This window comes from Neolewinella persica DSM 23188 (assembly GCF_000373105.1).
In the GTDB taxonomy this organism is placed as follows: domain Bacteria; phylum Bacteroidota; class Bacteroidia; order Chitinophagales; family Saprospiraceae; genus Neolewinella; species Neolewinella persica.
Map to the genome: position 1 here is coordinate 84,882 of NZ_KB890429.1, position 16,131 is coordinate 101,012.

Here is a 16,131-nt window from a genome sequence, read left to right on the forward strand (position 1 = left end):
GCAACCTGAGCGCAGCGACCCTGCAACTCCTGCAACCTGAGCGCAGCGACTACTTCACACAATCCAAAGTATAAACCAAAGGAATCAACCCCGCCATCTGCCGCAGGTGCCAGTGGCCCGGTTCGTCTGCGGGTACCATATCGTCGAAACAATTGTAGGGGGAATAATCGAATTCATGAAAGCTACGCAGCGTAAAGCCGGTACTAATTAGTGCATTGATGACGGAACTGATGGTGTGGTCCCAATTCACCTCCGTTCCTGAGACCTCCTCGCTGTTGTCTGTATAGCTGCTGGTGATGGGTTCCACGATGGGCTCGGGGTTAAAATAGGGGTACTTGATGGCCGTTCGGTCGTCGTTCCAGAGGTAGGCCATGTTGTGGAATTCGGCGAAGACGAATTGGCCACCGGGTTTCAGGTAACGATGTACTATGCCCGCCCATTTGTCCAGGTCGGGTAACCAGGTTATGGTGCCGTAAGAGGTAAAAACGATGTCGAAAGAAGCAGTTTCATCGAGGTGATCCGGCAGGCTGTACAGGTCACAATTGAGGAAGCGGGACTGGTCTTCCAGCCCGGCTTTTTTCGCAAGGTCCTGCGCAGCTTTGATGGCCTCTGTACTCAGGTCAACGCCGGTCACGATGGCACCACGCCGGGCAAGGCTCAAGGTGTCCTGACCAAAATGGCACTGCAAATGCAGGATTTTCAGTCCGGTCATATCCTTTGGTAGCAAATTAAGTTCAGGCTGCTTCAGGCTGTCTGCTCCGGCCAACCAGCCGGGGACATCGTAAAATTCGCTGGTCAGGTGGGCCAGGGTGCGTTGGTTCCACTGGTCGTGGTTGAGGGAGATGTAGTCTATCATAATGTGTGCCGGGTGGTTTTTGTAAAGATGTCAGGCCGGGATTGAAAAGTTGCGATGTTATTTAGGTATACTACTCTCGGCCCTTTTCTGTGAAAAGATAGCGGCCAATTCGGGCGACCACAAGGGTCGCCCTTACGGGCAGTTATTTGAAAGGCCGCGTTCGCTGCGCGAACGCAAAATCACCTCAAGTGGCTGAGTGCAATGTAGTTGACTAACCCTCCTTCCTTCATCCTAATGCGGATGAGTCTCCAGATGCTGCCGAAGCAAATCCTTGCCATAATCGTTGCCATTAGGGGTACGGACGACGGTATGAATATGGTTTCTGGAAGCTTCCCCGCGTGTTCCCGGAGCACCCACCGGTGCCTGGTGGTCAAACTCGATGAGAACTACCGGACTGTGAATCCGGTAATAGAAGACAGCGTCTTCATCTGTGGCCCCGCTCCAGGCGAACTTGGTGTCTGCCAGGTGCTGCCGGATGTCTTCAAGTTTTACCCTGGCGTGGCCGTCCCGCATATTGGAGATATATTGGTTGGCCAGGTCGAGCAGGGATTCTTGTTGCTCGGGAGACATTTCTGAAGCCAGCAGACCAGCGTAATCCAGCACGATATTGTCCTTGAAAGCTTCGGCCTGCGCATCGTGCCGGCGCTTGGTTTCAGACAGTGTAGCTTTCGCCTGCAAATCCGGTGGTAAGGATTGCATAAAGCGCAGACCAATGTTTTGCTCATCCTGGAAGAGAGTATTTCCGGCATATTTGCCGGTAGTGGTAATGATTGGCTCTCCGCCCATGAAGGTGGGGGTCATCACCACCTGGTCTCCAAGTATAAAATAATTGATGATCAGGTGGTGGCCATCAATCTGCCAGCCCCAGGGCTCAGTGGTTGAGGGCGTGCCCATGATGGTGAAAAAATACAACTCCTCGTCAAAGACCGGGTTGTCATCATTAAATTCTCGCAGTGTCTGGTCGGTTTTCATGATGTCCTTGCTCAGCTGGAGGCCTTTGGCGCTTAGGGAAACCTTGAGCAAAGCCTCGGCAGCAGTCCGCTGTGCCAGTGCCATTTCTTTCAGGCTGACGCCATGGCGCGCATAGATGCCATTGTCTACGTTGGACCAACGACGCCACTCCTCGTGGTCAACGGCAAAATGCGTCTTGCTTTTTTGCTCCGCCGTCAGGCTTTGCAGAAAAACGTTCGCGGCTGCCACAATCGGTTCGGTGGAAACACCGGTAGAACGTACCGGGAATAGGTCTGCCTCAATGCCCGAACTGGTCGCTACTCCGGTGAACGGCGTTTTCAGCGCTTCCAGCTGCATTTTTTCCATGAAACTCAGCGGCCGGTCAGCTGCCGGTGTGCCGCTGACGGTTGGATCGCCGGGGCGAGGGGTACAGGTGAGGAATAGGGTAGTGGTGGCGAGAAAGAGTAATGTTCTCATGGCAGGTGTTGTTGTGGCACAAGTGAATCGAGGGGAGTAAAGTACGGGGTCTTAACGGAATCACTTCTCCTCAAGCACTTTTCTCACGTACTTATCCAGTTTCCTTAAATCACGCCTATTTTTCAAATAACGATCGATCCGGTAATCCCCCATGTCTTGAATCCTGTACCCCTTTAATTGATCACCAAAACTAAGCGATACAAAGGTATCTACAATACGCTCTTTTAACTGGTGAGGAACTTTGTACTTATTGATAATGGAATCTTCAAGTCCGATATGCACGATTTCGTGAATCACCGTATTGGCGGGATCATCGTAATTCTTAAACTTGCCTTCGGGAGTGGTAAACATAAGGATAGACCCTTCTTCCGGGTCGTAGCTGCCACCTGGCCCGTAGAGTGTGAGGTTTACCTCGTAATTCTCAAAAACCTTAAAGGACCACTTAGATTTTGGTGGTTTGATGGTCGTCAATAATTGGTTCAGGAAAGGAAGCCTGCTCTTTATCTTTTGGTACCCTTTCTCGTAATTTTCCCTACTGTACACGCTGTCTTGTAAAAAGGTCAGAATACTGGCGTAATCCGTTTCTTCCAAACCACTGGATCGGGCTTTCGCCGTCAGTTTATCTATCAACGAACCTTCGGGTAGTTTGACCTGGTAATTGTTCTGGTCAAAAAAGGGGATGTCCCGGATGGTCATCCATACATAAGTCGCTTCCTGTTCTACGGTGGGGATATTGAGCTGAATATTTGACTGGCTTACCTGCGGATAAGACCCGGAAAAAAAAGAAATCCATAGTAGTATGAAAAGACTCATCGCGATGTGTTGATAGGATAATGAGAATGGGACGGTCATTGGTTGATGAGGTGAAAATGGGGATTTCTAAGCCTCTATGGTTAGGGTTTTGAACTTAAGCCATTCATAAATTCGAGTAGGTGACGGAGCGTCTCCTCCTGCTGCTGCTCCAGAGAGATGGTCGCCTTTCCGTCAGTCAATAAATGCCCGGTAAAGGCAAACTGAGAATGATTACCTCCCTCGAGCAGGGTGAGCCGACTCTGCCTGGGCATCAGGTGCTCATTTTGTTTTACTTCCGATACACTGGCAAGACCGTCGAACTCCGCGTAGATCTTTATCGTGGGGATATCGCGTCGGGATAAATCTATGTCTCGGGGATGGGAAGTTCCCAGCAGAAATAAACCATCAATGAGGCCTGGGTTTTCGTAGACGAACTGAGCGGCCATTTTACCGCCCTGAGAGTGGCCACCAAGAACGAATTGCCCGTCGTCTGCGGTGAGATCAAATAGTGTTTTGATCTGGTTGTAACCTTTGGTGGACATGCGCCAGGGCATTTTAATGATGTGGAGATTATATCCGGCTTCCGCCAGCCTGCGAGCTAACGGCACGTAAGCTTCGGGGTCTACCAATCCTCCAGGAAAGAATATTACTTCAATTTCGCTGGACTGGGTGTGCCTGAAGCTAATGGTTTGCTCGTCTTCCTCTACAGTGATTTCAGCATTTCCCTGGTACAAGGATCGCGGTATGCCTCTTGCCTGATAGGTGTACCATTGCCAAACAACGAAGATGGTAACTATGGTGAACCAAAGTGGGCGGAGAATAGACCTGAATGAGATGGATTTCATAATGCTGCTAAATAAGTGCTTCTTTTGCCCCAAGGAGTAGGGCTTACCTATTCATCAGTCGCATAAGTTGCCAAAATCTTACAGGCGTGGGGAACTTTTATTTCATAATCTTAACTATCTGGCCGTTTTTAAGCGCGATCAGGCAAATTATTCCGAGGGTAATTGGCCTTGCTTGGGCTGATAACCTTTTTTACAAGCCCTCCCCCGGATACCGAACCCCAACCATCCTTCTCACCTCCGTCAGTGTTCGGTGCAGTGCCAGCGAATCATCCAATGACCAACGGGCATTTTCCGTAAGCCCGGCCCGCACGTCGGCCATCACGGCCTCGGCTTCGTAGCGGTACCCGTTTGCCCCGCCAAAGTCGAAGTAGAAGTTTTCCGGTGGGGTGTCTTTTCCGGTTAGCAGGCTGAAACTACTGGGCTCGTGCCAGCGAGGGTGCCAGTGCAGGCTGGCCTTGCTGCCAATGATGAGGGCTTCAGTTTTGGTACGGCCAAGGACGGTACTGTAATTGTGGCTCATCCTGCCGCTGGCGTGTACGCAGGTTACGGAAGTATCCAGGTCAATGCCCTGAGGAGAAAGGCGGGCTTGTGCGTATATCTTCTCCGGTGGCCCCAGTAGGAATTGGGAAAGAAACTGCGGGTAGATGCCGATGTCCAGCAAGGCACCTCCACCGAGTTCAGGGTTTAGGATGCGATTTCTTTCTAACCCTGCCGCAGGGTGGCGGTCAGTATTTTCAGGCGCGGTCGCAGGTGCAGAGAAAGGTTGTAGTGCAAGCTCGAGGTCCTGGGCCCGAAAGCCAAAATCGGAGCGGATACTTTCAATGGTACCGATCACTCCGGCATCGATCATTTCCTTTAGCTTGAGCGTCGAGGGCAGAAACCGGGTCCACAGTGCCTCCATCAGGTAGACCTTATTTTCCCGGGCCAGGCGTACTGCTTGTTCCACTTCGGTCAGGTTCAGGCCCATCGGTTTTTCACAAATGACGGGAATGCCTTTCTCCAGGCACATTATGGCCAGCCTCAAATGGTCGACGTGCGGGGTGGCAATGTAAACAGCGTCGACGCGCGGCCCGTCAAAGGTGGCCGCATAGCTTCCAGCCGCGTACGGGGCGTCGAAATCGCGCGCAAAAGCCTGCGCCCGCTCCAGGGAGCGAGAGCCTACCGCCACCAGTTTAGCATCGTCAATCAAGGCCAGGTCCTGGGCAAATTTGCGGGCAATATTGCCAAGGCCTAGAATGGCAAAATGGAAAGTGGGGTGGGGCATGAGGTAGATTTAATGTCGATTGAATTAAGGAGATAAAACAGCCTTACATTTTGGGGCTGTCGTCTGACAAAAAGTTCGTCCGATGACTTTTGCATTGAACCCGTTTGATGCCGGACCAAATTATGATTTTCGTCAGGAACACCAGTAGTTGGCACTGCTTTAATACGCCAATCATCCCTTTTCCTAACATAAACCTGTATTCCTCCCCATGTTTATTGCTTCTGGCCAGGGGATGAAGATCCGCGATCCGTAATTTGCAAGCTCAGTTTTAAGAGAAGGGTTTTACCTTTGTCCTTTATTGTGTTGTTTTGACACAGAAAAGCTTTTCAAGCTTTAAATTTTATCACACTTACACACTCATCACTTATGCCACGTATTGTAACCTTCGGAGAAATAATGCTTCGCCTCAGCCCTCCCGGCTGGAAACGCTTTAGTCAGGCTTCTGAATTTGAAGTGATTTACGGTGGAGGGGAGTCCAACGTAGCCGTCACACTGGCGAACTACGGTATGGACGCCCGGTTTGTTACCCGTATACCTAAGAATGATATTGGTGACTGTGCCCTTAATGCCCTTCGGGCCAGAGGCGTGGATACCAGTCACGTAGTAAGAGGCGGTGATCGCCTGGGCATTTACTTTCTCGAAACCGGCGCGATGCAGCGCGGTTCCAAGGTGGTTTATGACCGCGATCACTCCGGTATGGCCACACTGAAGCCCGGAGAAATTGACTGGGACAGCGTTTTCGAAGACGTTGATTGGTTTCACTGGACTGGCATCACCCCGGCCCTCAGCCAAACTGCCGCCGATGCCTGTCTCGAAGCCTGCAAAGTTGCTTCTGCCAAAGGAATCACTATTTCTACTGACCTTAACTACCGCAAAAAACTCTGGAACTACGGAAAATCTCCGCAGGATATCATGCCCGCATTAGTTGAACACTGCGACATCATCCTCGGCAACGAGGAAGACGCTGAAAAGCACTTCGACATTCACCCCGAGAGTGTTGACGTGACCAAGGGCGATACCATGGACCCGAAGGCCTATCTCCCGGTCTGTAAAGCCCTTATGAAGCGCTTCCCAAAGGCTAAAAAGGTGATCACGACCCTCCGTGGCTCCATCTCCGCAAGCCACAATACCTGGTCTGGCGTGATGTGGGACGGTGAAAAAATGTACACCGCACCTACCTACCAGCTCAGCCACATTGTGGACCGTGTAGGTGGAGGAGACAGCTTCATGGGCGGTCTTATTTACTCCCTTCAGACCTGGCCCGACGACGATGCTACGGCACTACGTTTTGCCGTAGCCGCCTCGGCACTCAAGCATTCCATCTTCGGGGATGCCAACCTGGCGACGGTCGACGAAGTTATGGCGCTGATGGACGGTGATGGATCCGGGCGGGTCAGCCGGTAAGTGAAGGACTGACTTTCTAAAAGATTATCTTACTACCTCGTCATTGGAGTTTCTAGTAAACGGTAATTTAAGTTTACTGACTTATCTGCTGGTGGATTTTACCGGTTTGTTAGGTTATAAGTATATGCTGGTCGGGAGGGGACAAGCTCCTCCCTTACCAGCGCTTAGTTTGGTGACCGCGTTCGGTTCGCGAACGCGGGATGATCCATCCTTAACCAGTAGGGGCGGGGCTTGCCCCCGCCCCTATCGACAAGAAATTGATCCGGAAACTTAAATTATCCTTTAAAATACCCATTATTAAGTGGTTTGGGAAATTGCATGGCGCTAAGCGCCCGTAAACACTACCGACCGAAAGTAAACGGTATTCCAAACCTTTACGGTTTGGGTATCGCAGGCTGCCATAATCCACGGGGCATAAACCAAATTATCGCACCGACCAGTAGTACTGGAGTGCTTACGCCGGGTCAGTGCGATAATTTGGTTTACGCCCAATCCACGAATAGACCAATATCAGTATTCGTCACTCATCAGATCATAGATCAAACCCGCCCAAGCCCCGCTACTCCGTTAGGCCGCAAAATCCCTTTTTCCAAAAAAAACAAATCCCCGAAAGGGTCCGTCACAAAATCCAGGTGCCCGTCCAGGTCAGCATACATAACGTTGGGCCGGCTGAGGGCGAAGTGTAGCCCTGCCGAAATTCCCAGCCCGCACTCGTCCAGACAGCCAACCATCACCTCGTTTCCGGCGGCAAGGGCAACGGAGTTGATGTGCAGGCCCGGTGTCAACCCACCCACCTTCTGAAGTTTGATGTTGATCATGTCCGTGAAATCGTGACGGGTCAGGCGGAAGGCATCTTTCAGGGTTTTCAGGCTTTCATCGGCCATGACCGGAAGGGTACCCCCCATGCTCACTTCGCCCATCAGCTCCTCGTCCTCCACGCTGGTCGGCTGCTCAAGGATTTCAACGTCCAGATGCTGGGCCGACGTTACAAATCGCAAAGCCTCTTCCAGGCTGTATCCTTGGTTACCGTCAAAGCGCAAGACCAGTTTTGGGTACTTATCCCGGAGGGCTTTCAGGCGCGCCAGGTCCAGGGCGACATCAAGGCCACCTTTCACCTTAATGATGCCAAACCCCTGCTCAACGTAAAGTGCCGCCTTCGCTATCGTCTCCGCCATCGGCAGGATGGTGATGGTAACGCTGGTGGCGATGCTTTCGCGGTAGCCACCCAGTAACTGGTACAGCGGCACGTCGGCGAGTTTGGCAACGATGTCGTGCAGGGCCATATCGACCATGGCGAGTGCAGAAGACTTCAGGCGTCCGCGCAGAGACTCCAGCAGTCGGGCGTACCGCAGCGGACTCTCGCCCAGCAGGGTAGGGGAGATGATCGTCCGGATTGCGAGTTCCACCTCGCCGGCCGTCTCGCCGGTCACGCCCATATCGGGAGCCGCGCAGCCCATGCCGGTGATGCCTCGGTCGGTAGAGACGTACAGTATGAAATTCGTCGCCCGGTCGATCGTCTCGTAGGCGATGGTGTAAGGCTCGGTAAGCTCAAGGTCGAGCCGCTCGTAATCGATGTGGGTGATGCGCATAAATAGGGAAGAGAGTGTGGAAGTGGAAAATGGTTGAAATTGATGTGTTGGAGATCGTAGCCTGACAGCGTTAGTCACACTCTTCCTTTCTACCGCAGAAAACGTTAATGGGCCCAAACTTGTCGGAGCAATTAAGCATGCGGTTAGCAGTGAAGGTCGCTAAGTCCAGGGTGTCCAACAGTTTTTCTCCGTTGACGTCGAAGCGGATGTCCCGGCCGCGCATATAAGCCGTTCTGGAGTCTTTCATGATGCCCATACTGCCTTTGAATACCGTGATGTTGTCGTAGTCGTCGGAGGGCATTTTCTGGCTGCCATAGAAATAGTGGCACCCGTCCCTGCCCCAACGGTCAGAGCCCGGCTCATCAATACCGATGGCCTCAGACTTGCCCCCCGGAAAAATGAATTCAAAGTTTTTCGTTGAGCATACGTTCAGGGCAGTCCCCATCAGATAAATGTCTGAGGTGTCCCGGGCATAGTACTCGTCGATCAGGCTTAAGGTGGTCGTGTTGGTGGTGAATGGTTGTCCGTCGTAATAAGCCCGCTCCTGGTCGATGGCATAGTAACCCTTCAGTCTTTTGAAAGTCGCCGGATCTGCTCCGGGAATGACGTTGCCTTCCAGAAACACATGATGCTTGTCGCGGGCGTAGCGGGACATACCGAACACGTTGAGTTCATTCATCATCTGAAAGGAAGCAGGATCTGCATCAGTAATTATCCCCGCAGCCATGTAAACATGATTGTTGTCACGGCCAAAACGAGGATCAGATAATTGTTTAAAGCTGGCGGCATCTGCTCCTTCCACCTCGAAACTTGAGGTGCCGGTGAGTGAACTCAGGGTATGGAAGTAGACTTTTCCGTTCTTTGTTTTGTAGCCTTCAACGAGGTTCAGGCAGCTAGCCAGTACTACCGTCATCGCTACCAACGGTATAAGGATTCTTAGTAATTTCATTAGTCTTCGGATAATTTGGCGAGGCCGCAGGTGCAATGAAAGAACCGTTGGTAGCAGTAATTGCCTTTCAACCTTCCCCTGCACCTGCGGCCTCGCCCCAAAAAGCTATTGGCAGTGCTTAGCAATCAACTCCACCAGGCCTTCAGCCCCCCGTGCCAGTACGTCAAAGCAGGGCAATCCAGTTTCTTCTGTAACTGCCGCACAGGCTGCATCGATCTCGTCATCAGTCAGGCCTTCGTGGTTGAGCGTGATAGCCACTACGTCCTTACCCGAAACGACCTTGATTGCGTTGATCTGCTCCTCCAGCGAGTGAAGCCGGTAGCCGGGAAAACCGTCATATTCCTTGCGCGTTGGTGCGTGCTGGAGTACCACAAAGTCCGGACGGCCAGCGGCCAGAATCTCGAATCCGCCAGGGTAAGCCGGGTTCATCAGGCTGCCCTGGCCTTCGATCACAATGACATCAGGAGACTCGTTGCGGTAGGCGCTTACCACCGCGTGTTCAATCTCTCCGGCAACGAAGTCATTGATGCAGCTGTCCATGATCATCGAATACTTCGCACCCTGCATCCAGCCCGTTTGGCCGGTGCCGATCATTTCGGCCTTCCGGCCGGCGTCCCTTAAACCATGAACCAAAAGCCAGGCCGTCGTCCGTTTCCCGATGGCGGAGTCGGTGCCAAGTACCGCGATTTTGAGGCAGTCTACCGACTCAATGTCGCCACTAAAGAAGTGCAGCGTATCCCGGTCCGGCGTTTTGCGGACATCGCGGATTCGGAGCCCTTTTTGCTGCGCTTTTTCGGCAATCGCCGGGTCGTTGGACAGGAAGTCGTGTAAGCCTGAATCCAGGTGGAGGCCGTAGTCGAGTGCTTCGGCCATAGTTGCCCGCGCTGAAGCCGGTAATCGGCCACCATCGGGTGCCAGGCCAACTACGAGGTAGTTGGCCTTCGAGACTTTTGTCATCGCGTCAGAAAGGGTGGCAAAAACGGGGATGCCGTTCGGCTTCCCGTCCAGCACCATTCCGGCGTCCTGGCCCGCATAGCGTGAGTCGATGACGCCAAGTACTTCGTAGCGATAAGTGAAGCGAACCAGCCCGTGAGCTGTCTTGCCGTTTGGTGTGTTAAAGGCACCTTCGCAGTAAACGATGGCGCGGCCGTCGATGGGTTTGTTTTTGGTCATGTTGGTTTTTGGTCTTGTTTTGGCAGGACGCGCTCGCCCCCAAATTATTTTAACGCTTAGCGGTAAGCACCGCTACGTGTGTTCCTTCTGGTAATACGCCTTCTTCCTGCATTTTTAGCAGGGCAATCAGCCCCGCCGTTGAAGCGGGGAGAACGCGTAGGGCCTCTCGATCACTGAGGTAAGCGGCCATCTTGCGCATGCGCTCGTCGCTGATATTGTAGGCCAGGCCGCCGGATCGATAAACAGCAGACAGCGCTTCCTCACCGTCGAAACTGTGCCAGTTGATCAGCGGTTCGTTAATGATGGTCTCGCGAATTTTGGCCGGGTCCAGGTCGACGCAGTTTTTAAACCCCTTACGAAAGGAATGGACAATGGGGTTTTTAGCTGTAGCAGAAGCTGCGATCATCATAGTCTCTTGGCCGTCACCAAGGCCACGGTGGATGCCAGCCAGCAGCGTCCCGTTGGAAACGGGAACGGCACAACTGACGGGAGCATAACCCAATTCTTTTCGTAGTTCCTTGCCCACGCCAGCGTAGGCCATTAGTTGCAATTCGGTATTCAGCCCACCAGGGTTAGCGTCGTACCAGCCTTCTTTGCTGGCCCTCTCGCTGCTGAGCAGAACTACTTCCTCATAGCTACCCTCCGGCCGATATATCTGCCCGTTGAGCAATTCCATTTCAGGAAGGCGATGTGTATGGTAACCGGCAGGGATGAATATGTGGCACTTTATCCCGGCTAACTTTGCGGCTAATGCTACGGCCACGCCGTAGTTGCCACAGGTAGCCAGAGCAATGCCATCGAAGCCCCGGTGCAGGGCGTCTTCCACCTGGGCAAAGGCTATTCGGTCTTTTTGGGTACCCGATGGGTTGTCGCCCTCGAACTTCAGGTAGATGTCCGCCAGACCGAAGTCGCGTTCAATAGAACGTGACCGGCGAAGCCAGGTGTTACCTACTTCGAGGTTGGTAATCCGGCGAAAGGCCACTAACCTTTCTTCCCGGTCAATGCTGGGATCACTTGAGCGAAGACTCTCTTCTCGGGCCACAGACCCCACATTATTATTCGCCGTCTTTACGGCGTCCCGAAGGGTCATCTATTGTTATTTATAGCCGTCATCGGCACTTACAAGTACTTTTTGCCTTCATCAAATATTGGATGTAAGATAAAAAAAACAGCTGGTGGTTCGCGAAAACCACCAGCTGCAGATCTTGTTACACCGAAAATGGGCAAACAAGTACTTACTTCTTCTTAGTCTTGCTTTGGTTAATCAGCGAGGCTCCTTTTTTACCTGGTTTGCCAGCTGGTGCTGCCAATTTATTCTTTCCTTCGCGAAGCGCCTTTTTCTTGGCTTTTTCGGCTTCGGCGTTTTTCTTGGCCAGGGCGGTTTTGGAGGCTTTTGTAGTGGTAGGCATGGTGAATCTATGCTTAATTGTTGAGGTTAATGGTTGCATACGACCAGCCTTATCGGCTGGCACCCCATAAAGAGTCGATAAGGGCACTTTGGTCACCAAAAAAAGCAGATTTTTTTTTAAAAAATCTTTTCTTTTTCTTTCCTCAAAATTGTCCAAAGCAACCTGCGATCAACCCATCACCCGATAGATGGAGCGATGAATTGAAAAAGTATTGTCTAACGCAGTAAATCAAGAAGTGATACCCTACGAATAGCTGACTTCTAAGATTTATTGCACAACCGATTAGTCCTCGTCCTGATCAATTTCAGTTTCCTCGTCGATCAACTCGTCGGGGTCAATATCCGCCGCTACGATGTTGTCGTCTTCATCCTCGTCAAGCCTGTCTTTGTACTCTTCACGGGCCTCGTCAAGCAGGTTGCCGTCATCATCGTAGTCGTCGTCGTCATCAATTATGATCAGGGCTTCGCTCTTTGTCATCCGGATGAGGTAGTACTTCTCTTCGGTTTCAAAAGGGAGTGCACTGTTTAGGCGGCCATCCACATCCGTAAACCGAACTAGTGAATCGACAAAACCTTCTGGGTACTTCAACTTGATTTGCTGCAGTACCTCCTCATCAAGTTTTTCGTAGTTCTTTATTACTCGTGGCTTATTCATTTAGGATGCGGTATTAGATCTTGTGAAACTAGTGTCCATTAGATCAATGGCCCACCTTCTATTTCTTGCCAAAGGTAAAGGCACCGGCAACAAAGCACACAATGCTCAGTACGCCGTAAAGAATAGCGGTGGTCTGCGCGCCCTGGTCGGTAGCTCCAATTTCGAGGCCAAGGACTTCAACGTCGGCAGAAGAGCCCTGAAAGGTGGTGATGCCGAGGTAAGCAAAGACGATGCCTGCAACGACGAGGATAATAGGAAGTATAGCTTTCATAGTAAGGTGATTTTGATTATCCCTATAAGCAGCTAATACCTGGTGGATGTTCGACCACGAAGATCTATCTTCATCTTTTAATGTGCAAAACACAAGCTTAAATTAAACTGTGTATATTTGACACGAATTAAAATCGATCACTTGCTTGCCGATAAAAATACCGTCGTAGTTCCTTCACTGCTCCCGTTAACGTACCCTGCACCTGCGGCCGCGCCCACTACCTACGTACCTTTTCGGGCACCGGGGTGGCTATTGTTGTTTGGGTTACTGTTTGCTTTTTCCGGTTGCGCAACGAACGATGGGGTCCAGACTTTACGCCTGGCCCATACCCTTGATCCTACCCACCCCGTTCATGCCGGGCTGGTCAGGATGGGAGAAGCCCTGGATTCAATTAGTGGCGGGAAAATGCAAATCAAAATCTATTCTTCCGGCCAGCTGGGGTCAGAAAAACAGTGCCTGGAGTTGTTACAGCTTGGTTCTTTGGCCATGACGAAAGTCTCCGCTGCCGTGATGGAGAATTTTACGCCAGCTTATGGCGTCCTCAGTCTGCCCTACCTGTTTACTGATCGGGAAAACAGCTTCCGGGTGTTAGATGGCGAGGTTGGTCAGGAAATTCTGAGTCAGGGGGCGGAGGTGCGTCTGCGTGGTCTTACTTTCTTCGACTCCGGCACGCGTTGCTTCTACACCAAAGACGGGCCGGTAAGAACCCCTGCCGACCTGGTGGGCAAAAAAGTGAGGGTGATGAACAGTGCAACGGCCGTAAACATGGTCAAGACCCTCGGTGGATCACCAACGCCGATTAGTTATGGTGAATTATATACGGCACTGCAACAAGGTGTCGTAGACGCGGCGGAGAACAATCTGCCAAGCTATTATACCAGCCGGCATTATGAGGTCACCCCGTTTTACAGTTATGATGAGCACACGTCCATTCCGGATGTGATCATCATTGGTACGGCCACCTGGGATGCCCTGGACGACCAAGGCCGTACCTGGCTACGCGAGGCCGCTGCCGTCGGTACTGATTACCAACGCAGCATTTGGCGCGCCGCTGAATTAGAGGCAGTCGCCACCCTTGAAAAGGAGGGGGTCACCTTCACCAAAGTAGATGGTGCTGCCTTCCGTGAGGCCGTAAAGCCCATGTACGTCACCGCACGAAAGCATCCAGTGCTTGGGCCGTTGTTGGACCGGATACAAGCTCAGCAAAGTGAATGAGGGAATTATAGAATGAGTGAATATGGGGCAGGAATTGCCTCGTTTTTCTGTGTTCTCATTCCGCCATTCTCTAATTCATCCACTCACTCATTCTCTAATTCTCCCATTCTCTTATGACAAAAATTGCTACCTATCTGGGGTACTTCTGCGCCGCCCTCCTTGCCGTCCAGGTAAGTGTGGTGCTTTGGGGCGTATTTACCCGCTACGCAATTGGAGACCAGGCGGGCTGGACCGAGGAATTGGCCCGTTACCTGCTCATCTGGATTAGCCTGTTGGGATCAGCCTATGCCGTGGCCAACCGAAGCCACATCGCGATTTCTTTGTTGCCCGATAGCCTGGAAGGTACGCGTAAGCGAAACCTGGACCGGGTCATCGACCTGTTGATCCTGATTTTTGCGGTGGGCGTTCTGGTCATCGGTGGAGCCTATTTTGTATGGCTGGCCTTTAGCCTGGGGCAACGCGCACCAACGCTCGATATTCCCATTGGCATCGTTTATCTGGCCGTACCACTGGCCGGGCTCCTAATCTCTTTCTTTCAACTTAAAGACATCATTTATGGACGGCCTTGAAGTCGCGATCATGATCGTTAGTTTTCTGGCCCTCCTAAGCTTGGGGGTTCCCGTAGCCTGGACGTTGGGACTAACGGCATTCATCACCCTACTCACTACAATGGATAGTCTGGTCGCTGCCGGTACCGTCGCCCAGCGTATGGCCACGGGGCTCGATAGTTTTAGCCTGTTGGCGATTCCTTTCTTTATCCTGGCCGGACAGCTCATGAACCGGGGTGGTTTAGCCAAAAGGCTGATCGACTTTGCCCGGGCACTGGTCGGGCCTTTACCTGGCGGGCTTGCGGCCGTCAACGTAGTTGCAGCAATGCTCTTCGGTGCCATTGCCGGCTCCGCCGCTGCTGCGGCGAGTGCCATCGGTACAATCATGACCAAAACAATGGAAGACGAAGGTTACCCCCGGCCGTTTTCTGCGGCGGTAAATATTACCTCCGCTACTACGGGGCTGATCATCCCACCCAGTAATGTCCTGATCGTTTACAGCCTGGCTTCGGGCGGTGTCAGTATTGCTGCCTTATTTGTAGCCGGCTATGTCCCGGGGATTCTTACCGGTATGTTGCTTATTCTGGCGGCGGCCATTTACGCTAAGCGGAAGGGATATCCCAATGGTGCGCCATGGAAAATTACCACCATGCTCAAGACCGCCGGTGCGGCCTTCCCAAGTATGTTGTTATTGGTGGTGGTAATCGGTGGTATCGTCGGAGGAATTTTCACGGCAACGGAAGCCTCCGCAGTAGCGGTGCTTTACTGCCTGGTTCTCGCCTTTGTGTACCGCGAATTGAATTGGAAAGACCTGCCAGCTGTGTTTGCCGAAAGTGTCAATACAACGGCCATCGTATTGCTGCTGGTCGCTACATCACTTGCCCTTAGCTGGGTAATGAGTTACGAGAACCTGCCACAAGCCATCACCGCAGGGTTATTGGGAGTAAGTAATAACCCAATCATTATATTGTTACTAATAAATCTCATACTGCTGGCAGTTGGTATTTTTATGGACATGACCCCCGCCGTGCTGATTTTTACGCCGATCTTTTTACCCGTCGTCACGGAGTTGGGGATGGACCCAATCCATTTTGGTATCATGATGGTACTTAACCTGTGCATCGGCTTATGCACACCGCCTGTCGGTACCGTACTCTTTGTCGGGGTAGGGGTGGCTGAAATTAAGCTGACCCAGGTACTCAGGCCATTGGCGCCATTGTTTCTGGTGATGTTGGTGGCCTTAATTGCGGTAACCTTTATCCCGGGGCTCTCGCTTTGGTTACCTAATCTTCTTCTTGACTAGGCCTCAGTGTAGTGAGTTGGAGAGGGACTGAGTCACTGAGTTGGCTACCGCCAGTACCGTTCACTGCGCTTCGCTAGCTCACCTAAGGCGAATGAGAGCAGCGAAATGAGTGGTAGCAGCGGCAGCACTACTAGACTACTAGACTAAATACAAGGGCGCGGCCGCAGGTGCACATATACGTGGAATTAGCAATGGGTAAAGCATTGGTAATGCACTTAAATAGGCGGTATGATGATTAAAGTCTAATTGTACCCTCGTAATTCTTGGTGTATAGGGAAGTTATTGCTTATGTTTGCGTGACTTATTTTTTCTAAAGAGCACTGAATTCATCGGATATCTCCGATTTTGATTAGCCTACTACACACCTAAGTAATAACAGAAAAGAACTAAAGATCACAGCGTTCACGGGCCTGCCCGGGTACGCTTTGCGT

16 protein-coding genes are annotated in these 16,131 nt (G+C 51.8%); 4 read left to right on the plus strand and 12 right to left on the minus strand.

Features of this window, described 5'->3' with window-relative positions:
- Positions 1–49 precede the first annotated feature (49 nt).
- The 5 genes from B036_RS0111920 to B036_RS0111945 all read right to left on the minus strand — a co-directional run bounded on the left by B036_RS0111920 (position 50) and on the right by B036_RS0111945 (position 5,185).
- Positions 50–856: a class I SAM-dependent methyltransferase gene (locus B036_RS0111920; protein WP_020568954.1), complete on the minus strand. Its 807-nt coding sequence runs from the start codon at positions 854–856 to the stop codon at positions 50–52.
- 231 nt (positions 857–1,087) lie between these two features.
- Positions 1,088–2,284, minus strand: coding sequence for a DUF3500 domain-containing protein (locus tag B036_RS0111925; protein ID WP_020568955.1), 1,197 nt, complete (start codon positions 2,282–2,284; stop codon positions 1,088–1,090).
- 60 nt (positions 2,285–2,344) lie between these two features.
- Positions 2,345–3,136 (minus strand): hypothetical protein, encoded by a 792-nt coding sequence (locus B036_RS0111930; RefSeq protein WP_211217391.1) that lies wholly within the window; start codon positions 3,134–3,136, stop codon positions 2,345–2,347.
- 41 nt (positions 3,137–3,177) lie between these two features.
- Positions 3,178–3,921 carry an alpha/beta hydrolase gene (locus B036_RS0111935; protein WP_071596773.1) on the minus strand — a complete coding sequence of 248 codons (744 nt, stop codon included), beginning with the start codon at positions 3,919–3,921 and terminating at the stop codon, positions 3,178–3,180.
- A gap of 190 nt (positions 3,922–4,111) precedes the next feature.
- Positions 4,112–5,185 carry a Gfo/Idh/MocA family protein gene (locus B036_RS0111945; protein WP_020568958.1) on the minus strand — a complete coding sequence of 358 codons (1,074 nt, stop codon included), beginning with the start codon at positions 5,183–5,185 and terminating at the stop codon, positions 4,112–4,114.
- A 366-nt stretch (positions 5,186–5,551) separates the two neighbouring features.
- On the opposite strand from B036_RS0111945, the gene B036_RS0111950 reads away from it, so the two are divergent.
- On the plus strand, positions 5,552–6,589 hold the full coding sequence (locus tag B036_RS0111950; protein ID WP_020568959.1) for a sugar kinase: 1,038 nt from the start codon (positions 5,552–5,554) through the stop codon (positions 6,587–6,589).
- Between the two features lie 539 nt (positions 6,590–7,128).
- Here the strand turns inward: B036_RS0111950 and B036_RS0111955 are convergent.
- The 7 genes from B036_RS0111955 to B036_RS0111985 all read right to left on the minus strand — a co-directional run bounded on the left by B036_RS0111955 (position 7,129) and on the right by B036_RS0111985 (position 12,634).
- Positions 7,129–8,178, minus strand: a complete 1,050-nt coding sequence (locus tag B036_RS0111955) for a mandelate racemase/muconate lactonizing enzyme family protein (RefSeq protein ID WP_020568960.1) — start codon at positions 8,176–8,178, stop codon at positions 7,129–7,131.
- A 70-nt stretch (positions 8,179–8,248) separates the two neighbouring features.
- The gene (locus B036_RS0111960) at positions 8,249–9,127 is read right to left on the minus strand and encodes a DKNYY domain-containing protein (protein WP_083926194.1); all 879 of its coding nucleotides are present in this window, start codon (positions 9,125–9,127) and stop codon (positions 8,249–8,251) included.
- A gap of 105 nt (positions 9,128–9,232) precedes the next feature.
- A complete protein-coding gene (locus tag B036_RS0111965; RefSeq protein WP_020568962.1) occupies positions 9,233–10,300 on the minus strand; it encodes a DUF1611 domain-containing protein in 1,068 nt (355 codons plus the stop codon).
- A 49-nt stretch (positions 10,301–10,349) separates the two neighbouring features.
- A complete protein-coding gene (locus B036_RS0111970) occupies positions 10,350–11,390 on the minus strand; it encodes a pyridoxal-phosphate dependent enzyme (protein WP_020568963.1) in 1,041 nt (346 codons plus the stop codon).
- A gap of 145 nt (positions 11,391–11,535) precedes the next feature.
- Positions 11,536–11,865: a hypothetical protein gene (locus B036_RS33540; RefSeq protein WP_020568964.1), complete on the minus strand. Its 330-nt coding sequence runs from the start codon at positions 11,863–11,865 to the stop codon at positions 11,536–11,538.
- Positions 11,866–11,991: 126 nt separating this feature from the next.
- Entirely contained in the window at positions 11,992–12,363 is a 372-nt protein-coding gene (locus tag B036_RS0111980) for a hypothetical protein (RefSeq protein ID WP_020568965.1), read from the minus strand.
- A 58-nt stretch (positions 12,364–12,421) separates the two neighbouring features.
- Positions 12,422–12,634: a hypothetical protein gene (locus tag B036_RS0111985; RefSeq protein ID WP_020568966.1), complete on the minus strand. Its 213-nt coding sequence runs from the start codon at positions 12,632–12,634 to the stop codon at positions 12,422–12,424.
- A 117-nt stretch (positions 12,635–12,751) separates the two neighbouring features.
- On the opposite strand from B036_RS0111985, the gene B036_RS0111990 reads away from it, so the two are divergent.
- The 3 genes from B036_RS0111990 to B036_RS0112000 all read left to right on the plus strand — a co-directional run bounded on the left by B036_RS0111990 (position 12,752) and on the right by B036_RS0112000 (position 15,700).
- On the plus strand, positions 12,752–13,849 hold the full coding sequence (locus B036_RS0111990) for a TRAP transporter substrate-binding protein (protein WP_245557464.1): 1,098 nt from the start codon (positions 12,752–12,754) through the stop codon (positions 13,847–13,849).
- A 113-nt stretch (positions 13,850–13,962) separates the two neighbouring features.
- Complete coding sequence (locus B036_RS0111995) at positions 13,963–14,418, plus strand: TRAP transporter small permease (protein ID WP_020568968.1); 456 nt, start codon at positions 13,963–13,965, stop codon at positions 14,416–14,418.
- On the plus strand, positions 14,405–15,700 hold the full coding sequence (locus tag B036_RS0112000; RefSeq protein WP_020568969.1) for a TRAP transporter large permease: 1,296 nt from the start codon (positions 14,405–14,407) through the stop codon (positions 15,698–15,700). Before B036_RS0111995 ends, B036_RS0112000 begins: the two co-directional genes overlap by 14 nt.
- The last annotated feature ends 431 nt before the right edge of the window (positions 15,701–16,131 follow it).